Annotated in this window: 13 protein-coding genes and 1 pseudogene; 7 read left to right on the top strand and 7 right to left on the bottom strand. The window is 63.8% G+C overall.

The window, feature by feature from the left end:
• The first annotated feature begins 22 nt into the window (after window positions 1-22).
• Both ADT71_RS27780 and ADT71_RS27775 read left to right on the top strand, forming a co-directional pair.
• Entirely contained in the window at window positions 23-1,423 is a 1,401-nt protein-coding gene (locus ADT71_RS27780; protein WP_054441951.1) for an aldehyde dehydrogenase, read from the top strand.
• A 97-nt stretch (window positions 1,424-1,520) separates the two neighbouring features.
• A complete protein-coding gene (locus ADT71_RS27775; protein ID WP_054441950.1) occupies window positions 1,521-2,384 on the top strand; it encodes a class I SAM-dependent methyltransferase in 864 nt (287 codons plus the stop codon).
• A gap of 42 nt (window positions 2,385-2,426) precedes the next feature.
• Here the strand turns inward: ADT71_RS27775 and ADT71_RS27770 are convergent, their stop codons facing one another.
• Window positions 2,427-5,198: a TonB-dependent receptor gene (locus ADT71_RS27770; protein ID WP_231636264.1), complete on the bottom strand. Its 2,772-nt coding sequence runs from the start codon at window positions 5,196-5,198 to the stop codon at window positions 2,427-2,429.
• Between the two features lie 240 nt (window positions 5,199-5,438).
• On the bottom strand, window positions 5,439-7,571 hold the full coding sequence (locus tag ADT71_RS27765; RefSeq protein WP_054441949.1) for a TonB-dependent receptor domain-containing protein: 2,133 nt from the start codon (window positions 7,569-7,571) through the stop codon (window positions 5,439-5,441).
• 770 nt (window positions 7,572-8,341) lie between these two features.
• Between ADT71_RS27765 and ADT71_RS27760 the strand changes: the two genes are divergently transcribed.
• Complete coding sequence (locus ADT71_RS27760; protein WP_231636263.1) at window positions 8,342-8,803, top strand: Crp/Fnr family transcriptional regulator; 462 nt, start codon at window positions 8,342-8,344, stop codon at window positions 8,801-8,803.
• Window positions 8,804-8,855: 52 nt separating this feature from the next.
• Here ADT71_RS27760 and ADT71_RS34680 read toward each other — a convergent pair whose 3' ends face one another.
• The 5 genes and pseudogenes from ADT71_RS34680 to bglX all read right to left on the bottom strand — a co-directional run bounded on the left by ADT71_RS34680 (window position 8,856) and on the right by bglX (window position 14,925).
• On the bottom strand, window positions 8,856-9,047 hold the full coding sequence (locus ADT71_RS34680) for a hypothetical protein (RefSeq protein WP_231636262.1): 192 nt from the start codon (window positions 9,045-9,047) through the stop codon (window positions 8,856-8,858).
• Window positions 9,020-10,330 (bottom strand): TRAFs-binding domain-containing protein, encoded by a 1,311-nt coding sequence (locus tag ADT71_RS27755; RefSeq protein WP_231636261.1) that lies wholly within the window; start codon window positions 10,328-10,330, stop codon window positions 9,020-9,022. The genes ADT71_RS34680 and ADT71_RS27755 overlap by 28 nt, the downstream gene beginning before the upstream one ends.
• 18 nt (window positions 10,331-10,348) lie before the next feature.
• On the bottom strand, window positions 10,349-10,825 hold the full coding sequence (locus tag ADT71_RS27750) for a nucleotide synthetase (protein WP_054441948.1): 477 nt from the start codon (window positions 10,823-10,825) through the stop codon (window positions 10,349-10,351).
• A 9-nt stretch (window positions 10,826-10,834) separates the two neighbouring features.
• The gene (locus tag ADT71_RS27745; protein ID WP_054441947.1) at window positions 10,835-12,421 is read right to left on the bottom strand and encodes a toll/interleukin-1 receptor domain-containing protein; all 1,587 of its coding nucleotides are present in this window, start codon (window positions 12,419-12,421) and stop codon (window positions 10,835-10,837) included.
• 234 nt (window positions 12,422-12,655) lie between these two features.
• Window positions 12,656-14,925: pseudogene (gene bglX, locus ADT71_RS27740) on the bottom strand (beta-glucosidase BglX).
• A gap of 490 nt (window positions 14,926-15,415) precedes the next feature.
• On the opposite strand from bglX, the gene ADT71_RS27735 reads away from it, so the two are divergent.
• The 4 genes from ADT71_RS27735 to ADT71_RS27720 all read left to right on the top strand — a co-directional run bounded on the left by ADT71_RS27735 (window position 15,416) and on the right by ADT71_RS27720 (window position 20,988).
• Complete coding sequence (locus tag ADT71_RS27735; protein ID WP_054441946.1) at window positions 15,416-17,842, top strand: glucose/quinate/shikimate family membrane-bound PQQ-dependent dehydrogenase; 2,427 nt, start codon at window positions 15,416-15,418, stop codon at window positions 17,840-17,842.
• Between the two features lie 363 nt (window positions 17,843-18,205).
• Window positions 18,206-19,288, top strand: coding sequence for a carbohydrate porin (locus ADT71_RS27730; protein ID WP_231636260.1), 1,083 nt, complete (start codon window positions 18,206-18,208; stop codon window positions 19,286-19,288).
• Between the two features lie 84 nt (window positions 19,289-19,372).
• Window positions 19,373-20,134, top strand: a complete 762-nt coding sequence (locus tag ADT71_RS27725) for a nuclear transport factor 2 family protein (protein WP_054441945.1) — start codon at window positions 19,373-19,375, stop codon at window positions 20,132-20,134.
• Between the two features lie 146 nt (window positions 20,135-20,280).
• Window positions 20,281-20,988, top strand: a complete 708-nt coding sequence (locus tag ADT71_RS27720; protein WP_054441944.1) for a TorF family putative porin — start codon at window positions 20,281-20,283, stop codon at window positions 20,986-20,988.
• The last annotated feature ends 8 nt before the right edge of the window (window positions 20,989-20,996 follow it).

Below are 20,996 nucleotides of genomic sequence, written 5' to 3'. Positions count from 1 at the left end.
GCTAAGTTCCGGGAGAGCATCCATGCAGTTCGAGCGCATCAACCCCCTGACCGGCGAGGTCGCCTCCAGTGCGGCAGCGATGACCGCTGCCGAAATGCCGGCCATTGCCGCCCGTGCCGCGGCAGCGCAGCCGTTGTGGGCAGCGCAGGGGCCTGCGGCGCGTCGCGCGGTCCTGATGAAGGCGGCCGATGCGCTGGAGGCGCGCAAGGCCGATTTCGTCGCCGCCATGATGGGCGAGATCGGCGCAACCGCCGGTTGGGCAATGTTCAACCTGACGCTGGCAGCCGGTATCCTGCGCGAAGCGGCCGCCATGACCACGCAGATCGGCGGCGAGGTGATCCCTTCCGACAAGCCGGGCTGCATTGCCATGGCCCTGCGTGAACCGGTGGGCGTCATCCTCGGCATCGCTCCGTGGAATGCGCCGATCATTCTCGGCGTGCGGGCCATCGCCATGCCGCTCGCCTGCGGTAATGCGGTCATCCTCAAGGCCAGCGAGACCTGTCCCCGGACGCATGGCCTGATCGTGGAGGCGCTGGGCGAGGCGGGGTTCCCGGAAGGCGTGGTGAACGTCGTCACCAACGCACCCGCAGATGCCGCAGGGGTGGTGGGCGCCCTGATCGATGCGCCCGAGGTGAAGCGCATCAACTTCACCGGCTCCACCGCAGTCGGCCGGATCATCGCGACCCGCGCTGCGGGCCATCTCAAGCCCTGCCTGCTCGAACTGGGCGGCAAGGCGCCGCTGCTCGTCTTGAAGGACGCCGATCTCGACGAGGCGGTGAAGGCGGCCGCGTTCGGGGCCTTTATGAACCAGGGCCAGATCTGCATGTCGACCGAGCGGATCATCGTGGTCGATGCCGTGGCCGATGAATTCGTGGCACGGTTCGCGGCCAGGGTCGCCGGGATGGCAGTGGGCGATCCGCGCGAGGGCGCGACGCCGCTGGGTGCCGTGGTTGACGAGAAGACGGTCGCGCATTGCCGCAGCCTGGTGGAGGATGCCGTGGCGCGAGGGGCGCGCCTTCTGGTAGGCGGCGAAACGACGAACAAGGTTCTCATGCCTGCGCATGTCGTGGACGGGGTAACGCCGGAGATGAAGCTGTTCCGTGACGAGAGTTTCGGCCCGGTGGTGGGCGTGATCCGGGCGCGGGACGAAGACCATGCCGTGGAACTTGCCAACGATACCGAATATGGCCTTTCGGCGGCCGTGTTCACGCGCGATACCGCGCGCGGTCTCGGCATCGCGCGCCGCATTCGTTCGGGCATCTGCCATGTCAACGGACCGACCGTTCACGATGAGGCGCAGATGCCGTTCGGCGGGGTCGGCGCTTCGGGTTATGGCCGCTTCGGCGGCAAGGCCGGGATCGACAGCTTCACCGAACTGCGCTGGATCACCGCCGAGACGCAGCCGGGTCATTTCCCGATCTGACCGCTCGGCTCCAGGGCCCGGCTCGATGCTTGGCGCTTTCCAATCGCGGAAACTCTCGATAGGCTATTTGCGAACAATTCTCAAATAGCGAGTGAACATGCCGCAGGCCAGCGTCTACCGAGTGAGCGAATGGAACGGAAAGAGCGGCGAACGCTGGGTCTCCAACCAGGCGCGTCTCGATGCCATGCTGGAACATTTCGGAGCCGCCGCGATCGAGGCTGCCGTGCCGGTGCCGGGCGAACAGGTGCTGGATATCGGCTGCGGAGCGGGCGCGACGAGCCGCGTGCTCGCCGATCGTGTCGGCCCTGACGGCCACGTCACCGGCATCGACATTTCCGCCGCCCTGATCGAACGCGCCCGTGGGCTTTACCCGGCACATACAGGGCTCGATTTCGAACTGGAGGATGCGGGCAGTGCCGATCTGGGGGCGGGGCGGTTCGACCTGCTCTATTCGCGTTTCGGCGTCATGTTCTTCGCCGAGCCGGTCGCGGCCTTCACCAATCTGCGTCTGGCGTTGAAACCGGGAGGACGGGCAGCCTTCGTCTGCTGGCGCGGGGCCGACGAGAATGACTGGGTGCGCTTGCCGATGGGGGCGATCAAGGGCATCGTCCCAGCCTCGCCGCCGCCGGAGCCTGATGCACCGGGGCCGTTTTCGTTCGGTGACGGGGAAAGCGTCCGATCGATCCTCTCGCTTGCGGGGTTCACGGATATCGCGATCGCGCCGTTTGACCGCGAAATCCCCTTCGGGCTCGGGACCAGCAGGGAAGGGGCCATCAACGATGCGGTGGACATGGCCTTCGAGGTCGGCCCGCTGTCCCGCGCTCTGGCGGACGCCGCCCCGGACGTGAGAAAAAGCGCCGCAGCAGCAGTGCGCGATGCTTTCGCCCGGCGTCCGGGCGAGCACTCGGTGATGATCGACGGTGCGGCATGGATCGTGACCGCACGCAACGCATCTTCGTGATGGACAGAAGGGCGCGGCGAAACACCGCGCCCTTCGTTCCGATCAGAAGCGGAAGCGCGTCCCGAGGCCGAAGTAGCGGCCTTCGTAGCGGATGTCGCGCGGGTAGGTCTGGGTCTGGTTGAAGTAGCGGTAGTTGTTGAACGGCTTGCCCAGGATATTGCTGACGTCCGCCGTGATCGTGATTGCCGGGATCACGGTGTAGGACAGCGAATAGTCCAGTCGGGCGATCGCCTTGGTTCCTTCGCCCACGTAGAGATTGCCATTGGCGTCGGGCGAGTAGAAGTTGGTGAACTTCGACCGGTAATTGTACGAAAGACGGGTCGAGAGCTTGCCGCGTTCATAGAACAGCACGGCGTTGTAGCTCCAGTGCGAAACGCCGGGGATGGCCACCATCCTGGTGTCCTGACCAAGCGCGTTGGGCAGTTGGTTCTTTCCGTCAAGATAGGTGACGTTGCCCTGCACCCCGAAGCCGGAAAGCATGCCCGGCAGGAAGTCGAAGAAGCTGTGGAACCCGGCTTCGACGCCCTTGATGCGGCCGGAGCCGGCATTTTCGGGGCGAACCACCTGGATCAGCCCGTAGACCGGGTCCTGCACGTCGCGCGTATAATCGCTGATGAAGCCGTCGAGATCGCGGTAGAACAGCGAAACGCCCGCCGCCGCACGCGGGGAGAAGTAGTATTCGAGCGTGGCGTCATAGTTGCGCGAGGTCAGCGGTGCGAGGTCGCGGTTGCCGGCGCGGCCATAAGCGTCATAGCGGCCCGGCGTGCCGCCGGTATTCTGCGCGCGGGTGATGTTCACGGCCGGGTTCAACTGGCCGAACGTCGGACGGGTACGCGTCTTGGTATAGGCCAGGCGGACCTGGAACTTGTCCGTGAAGCGGATGCGCGTGCTGAAGTTGGGCAGCACGTCGACATAGTTCTGGCGCGTTTCCTCGGGCGTCTGCACGCCGTCCACCAGCGATGTGCCCGAATAGCGGCCATCCGTATTGACGATGCGCACGCCGACGAGACCGCCGATCTCCACCCCGCCGATGTCGAAGGCATACTTGCCCTGCGCATAGGCGGCATAGGTTTTTTCGCTCGCATCCCATGAAGCCAGCGGATCGAGCGGAACGTCAACGCTTGACCACCGCTGGATATTGTCGCGGATGCCGGCATCGTTCGGATACATCAGCGCCAGCTGCTGCAATCCGGCAAGCGATATCGCGCGCAGGCCGTCGATATTGCTGCGGACGGCCGAGCGGCTCGGCGCCAGCCACTGGGTGAAGCCCTGCACGCCGCCCCGGAAGGTATTGTCGATGAGCGACATGTCGCCCAGTCCGAGTTCGTTCATCCCGATGCCGAGATCCATCAGGTAGGCATAGCGCGAACCTGAACGCACCGACGAATCCCGTGTCGTCACCCGGCTGCCGACCTGGAGCAGGGGCAGGAAGGGAATGTCGGTTTCCAGCGAGACGTCGCCGCGCCACTGGATGCCGTTGCCCTTGCCCACGTAGATACGGTCGAAGAAGCCGCGGAACTGGTAGTTGGCGGGATCCGTCGCATCGAAGCCGGGAAGGGAGAAGGCCGCGGAGCCCTTCACGTCGAAGGCGGCATCCACCGTCGGCGCGGAAGTGAGGGCGGAGTCCAGGCTCCATTCGGTCTGCTTGAACGTGCTGTCGGTATAGGCGAAGTCGGTCGAGATCGTCGCCTTGCCGGTGGTCCAGACCGCGCCGATCGCACCCTGATAGGTATTGGTGTCGCCATTGACCGTGGAGCGATAGATATCGGGGCGCCAGCCACCCGTCTTGGTCAGGCTGAGAACCTTGTTGGGCTCGTCGGGATCGAGAACGACATTGCTGAGCTGTGCTCCTGCAAAGCGCAGCGAGGTCGCGAAGAAGTCGTTCGCATCACGTCCGCGATAGGCCTGCCACAGGCCATCCACGTAGATTTCCAAATTGGGCGCGGGCTTCCACTGGAGCGACGCATTGATCGACGGGCGCTTGCGGATGCCGCTGTTGTAGAAGACGCCGACCGCTTCCGGGAAGACGAAATCGCGACCGACCGATTCCGGTTCCACGGTATTGCCGGCATCCGGCGCCAGCACATCGGCGCTGTTCCAGCGCGCTGCGTTGCGGAACTGCTGTTGGGTATAGGCGAAGTTGATGAGCGCGCCGATCTCGCCGATGCCGGTCTGCCAGCGGTCGGTGATCTGGAGATTGGCGTTGGCGGGGTCGTACTTCTTGGACTGGTCGTTGTAAGTGCCGCGAACCGATCCGGCCACTTCGAAGCCCTTGAAGTCGAACGGGCGCCATGTGCGCACGTTGATGAGGCCTGCCAGGCCCGGCTCGATGAGATCAGCGGTGCCGGACTTATAGACTTCCAGCGCGCGCAGGGCGCCGGGAGGGAAGTCCCAAAGCGCCACGCCGCGCGATTCCGCGGTGAAGATGTCGCGACCGTTGAAGGTCGTCGTCAGATCGGGCAGCCCGCGCACGAGCACCTGGTTGGCCTCGTCGCCCGAACGGCTGACCTGGATGCCGGAAACGCGCGCCAGCGATTCCGCCGCGTTGTTGTCCGGCAGCTTGCCGATATCCTCGGCCACGACCGCATCGACGATCGCGTCGGAATCGCGTTTGATCTGGGCTGCGTTGAACAGGCTGGCACGGAACCCGGTGACGATGATGTCTTCCGGCGACACTGCCTCCTTTGCGGCATCGTCTTCCGGAACGGGCTGGACTTCAGGCTTGGCGTCCTTGTCGTTCGATACGGCCTGCCCCCAGGCCGGTGTAGCGAACGCGACGAGTGCGCAGGACAGACTTAGTCTGACTTTATTCACGATTCCCTCTCCCCTGTTCCCCATTGTCGGGGCAACGTCAGCGCAGCGATGGCGCTAACGTCGGATTATTTATCCGATATCCGGGGAGTTATCGTTGAAGAATGGATTCTACAACAACAAAATAGTCGGACTAATTAAAACTGTTTCCGGAAGGTAATAAGTAGCTCACGTCTTATTTCCGGCGGTTGCGCAAACGCGCTCCCTTCCCGCAAAAGGAAGGGAGCGCGTCTGGGTTGAGCCTCAGAAATCCACCGTCGCCGACAGCCAGAGCCGGCGGCCTTCCTGATTGATCGAGTAGGCGGGAGTGTAGACCGTGCTCGTGCCGCTCGCATAAGGCACGTAGACCGCGTAGTCGGTGTCCAGCACGTTGTAGACCGTGGCCGCCAGACGGAAGGCGGGGGTGATCTGGTACGACCCGCCAAGGTGGAATACCTCGTAGCTGCGGAAATCGCCCACCGCTGCCTGCTGGACATTGTTGCCGCGCCAGCGGCCGGAGCGGATCTCGGTCCTTGCCCAGAGGCTCGCTTCCTCGCTGACCTTCCAGCGCAGGTTCCCGTTCAGCATGTGCTTGGGCATGCCCACTAGCGGGAGCCCCTTTTCGCTGCCGCTGAGTTGTTCGGTTTCGGTGTAGGTGTAGTTCACCGAGAGCGAAATCGCCGGTGTGAAGGCGAAGCGGGTGGCCACTTCGACACCGCGGGTCCGGGCCTTGTCGATATTGATCGACTGGCCGAACAGCTCGACATTGGGGAAGTTGCCCACGTCGATGCAGCCCGCTGGAGGGGTGGTATAGCCAGAGAACGTGCAGTTCGGAATGCCGGGTCCGGAGGCGATCTTGTCGTCGAAATCGTTGTTGAACAGGGTGACGTTGCCGCTGAAGAAGCCGTGGCTGTCGTAGTAGAGACCGGCTTCGTAGCTGGTGCTGGTCTCGGGCATCAGGTCGGGCGTGCCGATCAGCGGTACGCGGCCCTGGCTGCCGAAACCGATGATGCCGCTGGCGATCTGTTCGACGCGCGGGGTCTTGAAACCACGGCTGACGCCGCCCTTCACGGTCAGGCCATCGTTGATGTTCCAGACCGCATAGGCGCGGGGAGACCAATTGCTGCCGAAGGTGGAATGGTCGTCGTAGCGGGCGCCGCCAGTCAGGTTGAACCCGTCGACCACGGTAAGGGTCGCTTCGGCAAAGCCTGCCCACTGGGTGAACTTGAACGGTGCGGGCGCGACGCCGTCCTTCATCTGCGCGCGCCAGTACTGTCCGCCGACCGTGAAGGCGACGGGGCCTGCCTTTCCGGCAAAGCGCGAATCGATGATGTCGTTGCGGGCTTCGAGATTGCGGGCACTCCCGGGCGTCGCACCGGGGGTGCCGTTGGGAATGAGGCGGCCGATCGTCTCGGTATCGTTGCGCGTCAGAGTGGTGTCGAGTGTGCCGAGGCCGGTGCGCCAGCTATGAGCGAACACGTAGTTCGTGCGGTTGAACTGCTGCCTCGGTGAATAGCCGCCCGATCCCAGCGTGCCGAGCTGGCCCTTGCTGTTGTCGTAGGTCTGCTCGTTACGGTCGATCTCCACCCAGAGATCATGGTCGGCATGGGGCGTGAAGCTCAGGCGCCCGCCGTAAGTGTAGATATCCGATTCCACCGGGTTGCGGCCAAGCGTGAGCGCAGGATCTCCGGGTATCTCGATATTCGCGCCCTCGCGGTGGAACACGCTGCCGCGCAGGGTCAGGCCGAGAAGATCCTTGACGACCGGCCCTTGCACGAAGCCGTTGATCGACTGGATATTGCCGAACCGATCGTCGCCCTGAACCGTGGTTTCGGCCGATGCCGTGCCGACCCAGCGCGTCCCGACCTTGCGGGTGATGATGTTGACGACGCCGCCCATCGCGTCCGAGCCATAGAGCGTGGACATGGGCCCGCGCACCACTTCGATCCGATCGATCGCGGAGAAGGGCGGCATGAAGCTGGTCGAGGATTCGCCGAAGCCGTTGGGCGTGACGTTGCCCGGGGCGTTCTGGCGGCGGCCGTCGATCAGGATCAGCGTATAGTCGCTGGGCATCCCGCGGATCGAGATGTTGAGGCCCCCGGTCTTGCCGGCCTCACCACCGACATCGACGCCCTGCACATCCTGCAATGCCTCCGCCAGGCTTCCGAAGCGCTTTTCCTGAAGTTCCTCGCGGTCCAGCACAGTGACGCTGGCCGGGGCTACGGTAATGTCCTGCTCATAGCCTGCCGCCGTGACGACAATCGCCGGGCCGGTGTTTTCCTCGGCTTCCGCGGCATGGGCGCCTTGGCCGGCAAAGCAGGCAAGCGCGGTGCAGGCGAGCGCGGTCAGGCTGGCTCCGGAAAGGATGCGCGCGCGGCGATAGGACGTGTTCGACAAGACTGATCCCCCTGATGAGTAATGCTAATGCATCGCATTTGCACGGGCCAGTGTGGTCGATGCTGCAAGCTGTCAATCGGGTCGGATCGGCAAGTCGCTATGGGAAATGAATTATTACGAGGAGCAACATTTCGGCTGCCACCCCGACATGATGCCGCATCGAAGTATTGCAGAAGGACTGTTCGAACCGCTCTTGAACTTCCCTTTTCGGGTTTAGGGTGGCGGCTGTTGAATGGCCCGATGAATTCATGGAAAGCGTTTCGATTCGAAACGGTGCATTAAATGGCGTCGAATTGACCGCGATCGCCCTTGCGTGGAATTTTGCAGTTCGGCAGCATCGTCACGGAAATGCCGCAGAGAGTTCAACTCCTGCCCCGAAAGTACAAAAAAATGGCCCGAAGGCGTGAAGCCTTCGGGCCAGGAAATGGGGCTGCTCGGTTAGGAGCCGCCTTCGGGTCGCAAGGCTTTTCTAACGGATTGAATCCATATTCCGCGTGACACGGATCACGCACATGCAGCGAATCAGAATTGGTTTGCTGTTCCTCAGGTGCTGTTAAAATCGGTCAGGTCCATGATAGTGGGACGGATGAGGCCGTTCCGGCCTGGGGCAGCAACTGTTGGATATTGAAGAGCAAATCGAGGCAATCGGGGCGATTTTTCGATGCGGCCGGTCATCGGCCGAGTCGCTTTCGCGCGTCCTGATTCCGCAGTTGCTCGGCGCCAAGGAGATCATCGCGCATCAGGGGGAGCCTTCGCAGTACTGCTGGCTGGTGATCGATGGCGCGATTCGGATCGAGACATTTGGCCTTGAAGGGCAGCGTCAGCAACTCGCCCAGCATGGCCCGGGCGAATTTTTCGGCGCCTATCCGGCTCCGACCGTACATCGCGCGGAAATTGGCACTCTCGCAGAATCGACCCTATTGCGCGCAGAAGCCACAAAGATCGCCGAACTTGTGGCCGCAGATGCGGAAATTGGCGCCGGAATGGCTCGATTATTGGCAAGGCAACTCGATCGGGCGCTGGACCGGATGGTTGCCCGCACGACATACAGCGCGGCCGGGCGCGTCTATGCCGAATTGCTGGCCCTTGCGGATGGCAGGGAACGGATCGCGCCGCCGCCACGCGTGACTACGCTGGCACTAAGCGCCAATACCACTCGCGAGACGGCATCGCGCGCGATCGCGGCGCTGATCGGCGGGGCATCATCAGCCGTGATGAAGGCCAACTGGTGATCCACGCCCCCCGCATGCTCCATGAACTGGTCTGCTGAACGCGGCCGCCTGTTCAGGCCGACGAAAGCAGCCTGAACAGGCCTATCGCAAAATCGCCCAATGGCGTGACGATGTCTCCGGCGGCCTCGAAACGGTAATCGGGGGCGAGCAGGTCTATGACGGCGATCTGCGGCCAAGGCGCGCAAATGCTTCCCGCAGGCGCCGCCCGTGCGAGCACTATGGCAAGTTCGGCATCTTCCTCCACACCGGATTCCGGCGCGCAGGGGCGGCAATCGAACCCAAGCCGCTCTCGGGAGCCATGTGCAATATAGCGGCCGCGTGATCCATGGCCATGACGGGATCGCCGAACCGAAGGATCGAGAACCCTTCCTCCGTCAGTTCCGGTGCCCCTACCGACGGGTCGGAACAAGGCGGTAACGGACGTGTCGAGGCAAGGACGGTGCGATCGACTGCTCTGCCGAACCCGGCTCCGCTCGCCGGGACGGAGTAGTCCAGGGTGAGGTCATGGATTTCCAGCCCCTGGGCCCGCCATTCCGCTTCGGCTTGTGCGATCCTGTCCGTTTCCCGGCCGACATGGAGTGCGATGGCCCGCGTTGCGAGCATTCTCGATCGTCGCAGCGCCAGCCCCATCGCGACGCGTGATCCGTTCAGGATCGCGGGAGCAGAGAGGCAGTTCGTCCGGTCAAGCGTTTCCACTAGGTCGGCAGCCTCGATGAGCCGGTCGAACCGCTCGGCCCAATCGCCGCCGTACTGGGCGACGGAGATATGGCGAAAGGCGGGCAGGGAGAGCGGTAGCACGATGTTGAGCCGAGCGCCCCTTGCCTGTGCCATTTCGGCGATGACAATATCTGATCCTGCCGCAAGCGCGCCGAAAACCGCGCCCGGCCGGATATCGTCGAGCAGGACGCCGACTTTCTCGCGGATTTCGTTTTCATCTCCCGGCAGGCCGATGATGCCGCTGAAATAGAGGCTCGGCGGCGGGCGGAGATGATCGAAGAGATCGCCAGGCGCCCCGATCCTTTCGAGTATCTGCCGGAACTGACGCAGCGTGACCGCATGATCTTCCCATGCCTCGGGCGCTGCCGCGATTGCCAGTTCGAGCGCGGTGCTGCTTGCCTCTGTATTGCCAAGCAGCAAGTGGCCCTCGGCAGCCGTCGCGCCGATCCAGTAGCGCGTTTCCGGTTCATGGTCGCCGCTTTCCAGCAGTTCCAGCACTCTTGTTGCGACGAGAGATGCCTCCTGCGTCTTGCCGTTGAGCAAGGCGATGGTCGCCGCGTTGATGAGCGGATACGTGGCCCGCCGCTCGCCCGCCGCCTGCATGTAGGCGGCCTGCGCCTGGTCCAGAAGCTGCCTACGCTCGTCTCCCAAGCTGCGCAGGCCGCGGTCTTTGAGCAGCCGGCCCTTGAGGCTGAGGGCATCCGGCGCCTGCGAGGCCAGCAGCCCCGCACTCTCGAACATGCGCCACGCGCGGAGGATATCCCCCGCGCGTGCCGTCTGCCGGATCTGGGCCAGTACCGAAAGGATCACGAATCGATCATCCGCTATTCAGACCTGCGGAGGCGGGTTCTTGATGTCGGGATCGATGGTCAGTCCGATCCAGCGCGGTTCGCAGGCATTTATGTCCTGCAGCAGGTCCACGTTGATGTTGAAGCGGTGGCGCGTGCCGTACTTTCCACCTTGATTGAAGCGCGCGTTGAAGCGGACCGCCTTGTACCGGTCGAGCTTCTCGTCATAGGCGCTGTACTCAAGCCCGCCATAGAAGGACGAGAGGGGTTCCTTGGTGGTGATGGCGTCGAATTCCTTGGAAAACCAGAGCTGGTCCCCGACCAGCGTGATGTCGACGACGCTGTCGCAGGTGATCGCGATATAGTCTTGGCCCGGTGCGGCGGGCTGGTCATATTCCAGGACGATGCGTCCTTCTTCGGCCTTGAGGATGACGTTGAAGACGATCGGCTCTTCGCCCGTCAGTTCGAGGTCGAGCTGGTTCGCCAGACCGTATTGCATGTAGTTCAGGGTCGACATGATGGGTTCCTATTTATCGAGGGGTTTGGTCAGCTTGGCCTTCCACAAGCGCCAATCGTTGTTCTCGGGATCCGATTCGATCAATCGCTCGACATCGCGACGAGCATCCTCTCGCATTTTCTCGGCTCTGTGCCGCTCGCCCAGCGAATTGAGCAATTGCGACATTGAATATCGCGCCAGCATCCAGTCCTGGAGGTAGCTGACGTTCTTAGGATCGTCCTTTAGCAGGCGCTGCACGATAGCCGCCTGCTGCGCGCGTTCATGCAGCGCGTCGACGTTCCTGCCCTGCACGCGCAGGGCATCCGCCATCCAGGCATGGCGGTTGGCGATGTCCGCCTTGACGCTGAAATCGCCGGGGACCATTCTGCCCACGCGCTCCATCGTGGCGAGCGCATCGCTGCATTCCGCGAGCTGCTTTTCCGGGCCGCGCCGCGTGACCGCGATCGTGCAGATGTTGCCCTGGGCATAGGCCAGTTCGCGCCAGTAGGACTGATCGCCCGGGACAAGCCTGACCAATTGCTCGGCAAGTCCGCGATAGGCGATGAAGCGCGGCAGGGCCTTTTCATACCGGTAGTCGATGAAATCGACATAGCCCAACCAGAACTCGCTCTGGGCATGGGCGAAGAGCCGTGGCGGATCCTGCGGGCTTGCCGCCAGTAGGGCGCCGGTCACACGGTGCGCTTCGCTGAACTTCGCCAGCGCTCCGGCTACGTCACCACGCTTGTGGTCGTCCTCTCCCATGGCGTGCAGAATTCGGGCGCGGCGTTCGAGCGAGTCGGCCGGCAGGGTCTTGAGGTCGGACTGGTCGGCGTAATAGTCTAGTGCGCGTTTGTTAACGGACTGGAGCACGTCCAGCCGGCCGACGCCTTCCAGCCTCTGCCTGAGGTCGGTCAACATGAATTCTATCAATCCCTCGGCCTGCTGACGTTGATGCTCGGCTTCCATCCGCGCGCGCAACGCGAAGATCAGCATGAGGGCCATCGATAGGGTAAGCAGAACCGTAAGCAGCGTGATGGCGATCACACGGCGCAATTGTCTCTGGGCATCGCGCTGGATAATCTGGTCGAGCGCCACGCCGGTCAGGCCGGCGACGATCTTCAGGCGGGCAAGGCGGGTACCATCGTGGTCGGGCCGGAAATCGGCTGCAATCGGCTCCCGCACCACGCCTTCCGCATCGGGTTCGAGAAGCGCGGAGGGAAAACTGACTGCCGGATCGCCCAGGACCAGAGCCGCGATGATCGGCCGATCGGGGTGGAGACTGCGAAAGAGCGCGATTTCCGCATCGACCCAGCGCGAAGCCCTCGCTGCCGGAGAGCACAGCACGAGCAGCGCATCGGACTGGGAGAGCGCCTGGCGCACTTCCTCGTCGAGGCTAGATGCCGCCGGAAGTTCCGCGCGATCCCGGAAGATGGGCGAGAGGCGCGGCGGCACATGGCCCATCGGTGTTGCCGAGCCGACCAACCTTGGCGGAATACGGTAGGATTCCAGCCATTGATGAAGCTTGCGTGCGAAATGCTCGTCCGCGTGACTATAGCTGAGGAAGGCCCGGAAGCGGCGCTCACCGCCCGGTCCCGGGGTTTCCTCATTCGCCTTCATCGTTGCGAACCGATCATCTGCCTGCGCCCTGCGAGCCCGGCTTTCTGGCCCCCGGGCAAGTATGCTTACTGGGACAAGCGCGGCGGCGTCCAGCGGGGATGTGGAGTTTTCCCTATCCGGATGAATTCCATGGTGAATTTGGCATGAATGGGCCCCGCCGACGTTAGCCGGTCGTAGACGGCAACGGGGGCGCTCATGCCTTGTAGATGTTTGAGAGCGCCTGAGCCCGCAAGGTCATGTTTTGGAAGGCACGTCGGCATAGAGCGTTACCTGCCCGTGGAGGCCGTCCGTCGAAGACTGGCCGATCCACAGGTCGAACAGGCCGGGTTCCGCAATCCTGCGGTTTCCGGCACCCACGAATTCAAGGTCCTTGCGCGACAGCGTGAAGCGGACGGTCCGGGATTCCCCCGGTTCGAGCGAAACCCGGGACATGCGCTTCAGTTCGCGGATCGGACGGGTCCGGCTTGCAACACGGTCCCGCATATAGAGTTGCACGACTTCGCTGCCCCGCCGATCGCCCTTGTTCGTGAGGCGCGCGCTGATCTCGATGGTTTCGTTCCAGCGCATGACCTCATCCGAGAGCTTGAGCTGATCGAGCGCAAACTGCGTGTAGCTGAGGCCGTGGCCGAACGGGAAGCGCGCGCTGTTGTCGGTTGTCGTGTAGCGGGCGCGATATTCGGTGCGGCTGTCCACCACGGGGCGCCCGGTCGACTTGCGATCGTAGAAGAACGGTTCCTGACCGGATTCCCAAGGGAAACTCACCGGCAACTTGCCCGAAGGGTCCGCCTTCCCGAACACGATATCGGCAATGGCATGGCCGCTTTCCGATCCGAGGAACCAGGTGGCAAGGATCGCCTGCGCATTCGCGACGCTGTCATGAAGGGCCAGCGCCCGCCCATGCCGGAGCAGCACGACAACAGGCTTCCCGCCGCTGCCACGGCATCGGCCAACGCCTGTTGGGCGGGAGGAATCTCGATAGTGGTGCGGGACTGGGCTTCCCCGGACATCGTCTGGGACTCACCGATCGCCAGCAGCACGATATCGCAGGCCTTGGCGGCTTCCACGGCCTTGGCAATGCCGCCCGCGACAGGCCCTTCGATGCCGCTGCCCTGAACGACGATCAGGTCGGAAGGATCGGGCAGCGCGGCGCGCAGACCGCTGGCGATATCCACGCCCTGGCCCGGATCGCCGTAGAAGGCCCATGGGCCATAGACGTTGTCCTTATCTTCGGCGAACGGCCCGATCAGCGCGATCTTTCCGGTCTTGCGGGCATCGATCGGAAGAATGCCGCTGTTCTTGAGCAATACAATGGAACGGGCTGCCGATTCACGGGCCAGCGCGCGGTGAGCGCTGGTACCGATCCGGCTCCGTTCCCCGTTTTCGTCAAGCGATCGCCATGGATTCTCGAAGAGCCCCATCGCCGCCTTGACGTAAAGGATGCGGCGCACGGCGACGTCGACCGTGCCCATCGGCACGGCTCCGCTCTTCACCAGTTCCGGCAAATAGCGGACATAGAGCCCGCTCTGCATGGACATGTCGACACCGGCAAGCACCGCGAGGCGGGCGGCATCGCGCTCGTCCTCGGCGTAGCCGTGAGCGATCAGTTCCTCGTCGGCGGTGTAATCGGAGAAAACGAAGCCGCGAAACTGCATCTCGCCGCGCAGGAGATCGGTGAGCAGCGCGCGATCAGCGGTGGCGGGAACGCCGTTGATCTCGCTGAAGGCTGCCATCGTGGTCAGTGCGCCGGCAGCAAAGGCGGCATCGAAGGGCGGAAGGTGGGTTTCGCGCAGGGTTTCGTCGCTGATATCGACGCTGCCGTACTCCAGGCCGCCGGCCACCGCACCGTAGGCTGCGAAATGCTTTGGGCAGGCAAGCAGCGAATCGTCGCGTCGCAAGTCCCGGCCCTGGAAACCGCGAACCCGCGCGGCGGAAAGCAGCGCGGTCAGCGTCACGTCCTCGCCCGAACCTTCCACCACGCGGCCCCAGCGCTGGTCCCGGGCCACGTCCGCCATCGGCGCAAACGTCAGATGGAGGCCGGCCGCCGTCGCCTCTATGGCCATGGCGCGGGCGGTGCGTTCGGCAAGCGATGGGTCGAAGCTCGCCGCTTCGGCAAGGGGAACCGGGAAGATCGTCTTGAGGCCGTGGATCACGTCTCCGGCGAAGAGCAGGGGGATGCCGAGGCGGCTTTCCTTTACCGCTATCTCCTGCGCCCGGCGGGCTCCGACAACACCGATGCCATTGAACAGGCAGCCGACCCTGCCCTTGCGGACTTCCTGCGCCAGCCGCTTCTCGTCCTGGATACCGGCTTGCGGATTGGGCGGGTTGAAGGGCCGGAAACTGTCGGCAAGGCAGGTCATCTGCCCGGCCTTTTCCTCTATCGTCATCCGCGCGATCAGGTCGTCCACGCGCTGGACATCGTCAGCTCCAAGCGCCGCACGAGGGACAGTGAAAGCGAATGCGCCACCGGCGATGCCGGACAGGATGCTACGGCGATCTAGGTTCATGAAGGAGAGCGAGCAGACCCGGAAATGTGATGGGAGGGAGTAGCTGCAATCCAGTCGTATGGAGTTTGTTGCACTGCGGCAAGGCGAGCGGCCGAAAGGCGGGGCCGACCGGGGCGCGGCACGACCGGCTGTTGCCTGCAGGCGGGCAGGGCGCGGCCCATAACGCCAGGGCATATCACCATGCCATTATGATGGGTCCAGGATTGCGCTGTATTCCGGGTTCGTAATCCCTGCTGCACATTTCAAATTGGCAGCCGTTCCGGAGCACGCGCATAGGCGCGGGCATCCCTGTCCTGGGCGATCCATCTCTTCCGTCGGCGAACGCCGGTAGAGAGGTCGCGTAATCAGGAGACGCGCCGAGTTCCACTGCTCCGTGCGCGGCATCTGACAAATGGATCGCATAGCCGTTCATGCCCTGAGCGGTTTCATGCATTTGCGTGGCCTTGTTGGCTTCTTTGAGTATAATTGCAGGAAACGAAGGAGGTGCCGGATGCCAGGCACGAAGAACGACGGTAGTCTGCTGACAAGAGCATGGCTTTGGCTGCTCGGCGCGGTGGTGCTGCTAGCAGGGATCTTCTTCACCGCAGGCGGGGCAAAGCTCGCCAGCCTCGGCGGCAGTTTCTACTTCGTGATCGCGGGCCTCGCGCTGCTCGTATCCGGCTTCCTCATCGCTCGCCGACGCCCGGCGGGCGCTCTCGTTTTCGGCGCCACTTTCCTCTGCACGATAGTCTGGGCCTTGTGGGAAGTGGGCCTTTCGTTCTGGCCGCTGATCTCGCGCCTGCTGGCAATGGGCGTCGGCGCGACCGTGATCGCGCTGTCCTATCCGCTGCTGCGCGGTGCCGTTGCCGGCAAACGTGCCTGGGGACCGTCCCTGGCGATCGGGGGCGTGCTGGCCCTGTGTTCCGCGTCCGGCTTTGCCGCGATGTTCGTTGCGCATCCGACCGTGGCATTCTCGGGGGACATGGGCGGACTCGTTCCCGTCGATGCCGCGCATGAGCAGAAGAACTGGGAAGCATACGGCAACACCAGCGGTGGTAGCCGTTTTGTCGCGCTCGATCAGATCAACCGCGACAATGTAAAGGATCTCAAGGTCGCATGGACCTATCGGACCGGCGATGTCGCGGTGAGTGACGGCAACGGCGCCGAAGACCAGAACACGCCGCTTCAGGTCGGCGATACCGTGTTCGTCTGCACGCCGCATAATAACGTGATCGCGCTCGATGCCGATACCGGCAGGGAGAAGTGGAAAACGATCATCAACGCCAAGGCCTCTGTCTGGATGCGTTGCCGCGGTCTGGCCTATTTCGATGCGAAGGCCCCGCTTCGGCAGCCTGACGTGCCGGGCTCAACTCCGGTCCCGGCCGTCACCGTTGCCGAGGGCGCGCCGTGCCTGCGCCGCATCCTGATGAACACCATCAACGCCGAACTGGTCGCTCTCGATGCGGATACCGGGAAGTTCTGTCCGGACTTCGGCAACGGCGGCCGCGTAGACCTCAAGGCTGGCCTCGGCAACGCGCCCGACCCGCAGTACCAGCTCACCTCGGCGCCCACGCTGGCGGGGACGACCGTCGTGGTCGGCGGCCGCGTGGCGGACAACGTGCAGGTGGACATGCCCGGCGGCGTCATGCGCGGCTTCGATGTCGTTACCGGCAAGCTGCGCTGGGCATTCGATCCGGGCAACCCCGCGATCACCGGCATGCCTGCCGCAGGAAAGACCTACACCCGCTCCACTCCCAACGTCTGGGCGGCGATGTCCTATGACCCGGCGACGAACGCGGTGATCATGCCGGTGGGCAGCGCCTCGGTCGATCTCTACGGCGTCACCCGCAGCGCGCTCGACCACGAGTACGGCGCCTCGATGCTCGCGCTCGACGCGACGACGGGCAAGGAAAAGTGGCATTTCCAGACCGTTCACAACGACCTCTGGGACTTCGACCTGCCGATGCAGCCGAGCTTCATCGACTTTGCCAAGAACGGCAAGACCGTGCCCGCGCTGGTATTCGGCACCAAGGCAGGCCAGCTCTATGTCCTTGACCGGACCACCGGCAAACCGCTGACGGAAGTCGCGAATGTCAGGGTGAAGGCTGCCAATATCCCGAACGAGCCCTATTCGCTCGTGCAGCCCAAGTCGGTCGGCATGCCGCAGATCGGCGTCGGTCCGCTGACCGAAGCCGACATGTGGGGCGCAACGCCGTTCGACCAGCTGATGTGCCGCATTGCCTTCAAGGGCATGCGTTACGAAGGGCTCTACACCGCGCCGGGCACGGACAAGTCGCTCAGCTTCCCCGGATCGCTCGGCGGAATGAACTGGGGCGGACTTTCGACAGACCCGACCACCGGCACGATCTTTGCCAACGACATGCGTCTCGGCCTTTGGGTGCAGATGTTCCCGCAGACGAAGGAGCAGGCGGGCAAGGCGGGCGCCGCGGGTGAGGCGGTCAATACCGGCATGGGCAGCGTTCCCCTGAAGGGCACGCCCTATTCCGTGGTCAAGGATCGCTTCCTTTCCGCGCTGGGCGTTCCCTGCCAGGCTCCGCCTTTCGGCACGCTGACGGCGATCGACATGAAGACCCGCAAGATCAAGTGGCAGGTTCCGGTCGGCACGGTTCGCGATACCGGCCCGATGGGCATCAAGATGGGCCTGCCGATACCGATCGGTCTGCCAACGCTGGGCGGCACGCTGGCGACGCAGGGCGGTCTCGTGTTCATCGCAGGCACCCAGGACTACTATCTGCGCGCCTTCAATTCGGCGAACGGCAAGGAAATCTGGAAGGCCCGTCTGCCGGTGGGCAGCCAGGGCGGCCCGATGAGCTACAAGTCGCCGAAGACCGGCAAGCAGTACGTGGTCATCACCGCCGGCGGTGCGCGGCAGTCGCCCGATCGCGGTGACTATGTGATCGCCTATAAGCTGCCGTAACGCTTTCGGGGGCGGAACACAGCCTTCCGCCCTCATCCATTCTTCAAGACATATTGGTCCTGCGTCTCTTCCCGAGGCGTCGGGGGAGGAGGGGGCCATGGCCCATCGTTTGGATAGATTCACGCGTCTGGCCGGCTGCGGCCTTATGGTTTCCGCCCCGTTTGCGGCGGTCGATGCCCGTGCCGAGGAAACGGCGAAGCGCAGCAGACCGCGCAAGTCACCACCCTTCCGGCAGCGGCAGCGCCCGCTCCCCAGCCGGCGGCGCGCGATACGCTCACGGGTGACTGGGGCGGACTGCGCACGCAGCTCAAGACGGCCGGCGTCACGTTCCGGGGCGACTATGTTTCCGAGACCTTTTCAGCGGTGGACGGAGGGCTCAAGCGGGGCACCGCCTATGTCCAGCAGGTCCGCATTGGCGCGGACTTCGACATGGACCGGCTTGCAGGATGGGAAGGTGCGACGCTGCACCTCACATTCAACGACCGGCGCGGCGTAGGCATTTCCTCGGACTACGTAGGCAACCGGCTGCCCATTCAGGAAGCGGCAGGCGGCTACTACGCGCGGCTCACCGAGGCGAGTTGGGAGCAGAACCTCCTGGAGGGCAAGCTCAACCTGCGGATGGGCTATTTTGCGATGGGCAACGATCTGGGCGGTATGCCGATCGGCTGCAACTTCGTGAACGCCGCGTTCTGCGCCCACCCTCTTTCGCTTTCCGGCGACAGCGGATGGTACAATTACCCCAATGCCAGGTGGGGCGCGGCGGTGCGCTACAAGTTGCGTTCGGACATTATCGTCAGGACCGGCGCCTTCCAGGTCAATCCCCGCCTCAACGACGAGGAAAACGCCTTCAACCCCTTTGCCGGAGGAACCACCGGGGTACTCCTGCCGCTGGAAGTCGAATACGATCCCGGCGCGGCGAAGGACAGCCGTTCGCTGCCCGGCCATTACAAGCTTGGCGTCTACTACGACACTTCGCGTGTGACCCGTCAGGGCGGCGGCGGCACGGTCCGGGGGCGCTACGGCGTCTACCTGCTGGCTGACCAGATGATCCTGCGCGAAGGGCAGGGCAATCGCGGACTGTCGATCTTCGGCCAGTTCACCGCCAATCCCGCGATCTCTGGCCAGATCACCCGTTGGTATGCGGCAGGGCTCGTCAAGACGGGCACCTTCCGGGGACGTGATGCGGATTCGATTGCGCTCGGCTTCACGCATGCCGTGGTCGATCCGCGTCTTCGCCGGGCCCATGTCGAAGCCAATCCCCTGCCGGGAGGATATGCCGCGCTGCCTGCCGGGGAGACCGCGATCGAACTGAGCTACGGCCTGCAACTGCGCCGCTGGCTGAGCCTCCGTCCCGACATTCAGTACATCATCGAGCCGGGTGCCTTCGGTTTCCGCAATACGCCCAATGCCCTCGCGCTCGGCTGTCAGGTCAAGATGCAGTTCTGAGAATGCGCTCCGGCATCCGATACGGGCTCCCGTGCGTTGATCCTTCCGTCTCGCATCGGCAGGTTGGCACGAGGAACCCTGGAAATGAAGCAACTGGCGTCCGTTCTCCCGATCCTGACCCTGGCCGTGACGGCGTGCGGATCGCCAGGTGGGCCGGATGGCGCTGATGGCGAGAAGGCGGCGGCAAGTTCGGCGCCTCTAGCCGCAACCCTGTCCGAGGCGCCGCCGATAAGGGAACCATCAAGGACGCAGGCGCCAACGGCTTCCGGCTCCGCGCTGCTGTCCTGTTCGCAGCAGATCGGTGCTGCGGCGGCAGCCCGCCGCGTCGAGGTGTGCCGGTCCGTCTCTCCCGCAACGCATCCGCCTTGCAACGTGTCCAATAGCTGCGCGATGATCGAGGATGAGATTGCCCGAAGCTGCGCTCTGTTCGATGGCAAGGGATCGCCGATGGCCGGCTGCACCCCCGCACCGAAGAGCATGGAAGCCGCAGCCGATGTCGTCAGGCGCTACTATTCGGCGCTCGATGCGCGCGATTACGAAACTGCATGGCAGCAATGGGGCGAGGATGGACCGCCAAGGCAGACGCGCGAAACCTTCAGGGCCGGTTTTGCGCAAACGGTATCCACCAGGGTTACCATCGGCAGGCTCGAACCGGGGGACGCAGGGGCTGGGTCGATCTATCAACCGGTGCCTGTCACGGTGGATGCGACCCTTGCCGATGGGCATCACCAGACGTTTCGCGGCAGCTATGTGATAAGGCGTGTCAACGACGTCGACGGCGCGAGCCCCGCCCAGCTGCGCTGGCATATAGACTCCGCCAGCCTCAAGGCCGGTCCGGCTCGTTGAGCCCCTTTTTCGGCATGAAGTTATAATTTCCGCGTAATCATAATGCATTAGCGGAATTCCCCGCCAAACCTGCGGCGTGAGCGCCCGGTGCGGGGCGTGCCCCTTCTATAATGGCACTGCCTCATCTGTCCCGGAATAGGACTTCCATGCGTTTTGCCATTTCGTCAGGGTTCGCCCTGACCCTGTTGTCGTTGCCGATTGCCGCACATGCCCAATCCGATACTCCCGCCTTCACCGTTTCCGGCGGCGCTACCATCATCAGCGACTATCGCTTTAGGGGCATCTCGCTGACGGGAAAAGACCCGGCGGTACAGGCCACGATCAACCTGTCTCATGAGAGCGGCATCTACGTCGGCACCTGGGCCTCTTCCATCGACATGGGCGAACGCTACGGCGCGACCGAAGTGGATCTCTACACCGGGTGGGCGGGAAGCCTGGCGCCCCACACCAGCGTCGATGTGGCGGTGGCCTACTACAGCTATCCCGGCGGCGAGGGTTCCGGGAAGATCGAATACTTCGAAACCACGGCAAAGCTCACGCAGGACCTCGGCCCCATGCAGGCCACTCTGGGCAGCGGCTATAGCTGGGACCAGGCCGCGCTCGGGGGCGATCACCTCTATCTTTACGGAGAAGCGGCGGTGCCGATCCCGCGGACGCCGCTCACGCTTCGTGCCCATGGGGGCCGCAGCAAGGGCGCGATCAGTCCTCGGCCCGGCGGCTATTACGACTGGTCGCTCGGCGCGGATGCGAACCTCGGGCCGCTCACGCTGGGACTATCCTACATCGACACCGATCTCGGCCGGGGAGCCCGGGCCGACGGCGCCGCGCTGTTCTGGGTCAGCGCCGCCTTCTGAAGATTTCT

It is taken from the genome of Novosphingobium sp. ST904 (assembly GCF_001298105.1).
Taxonomy (GTDB): Bacteria; Pseudomonadota; Alphaproteobacteria; order Sphingomonadales; family Sphingomonadaceae; genus Novosphingobium.
This window is presented reverse-complemented; position numbering and strand designations above follow the sequence as displayed.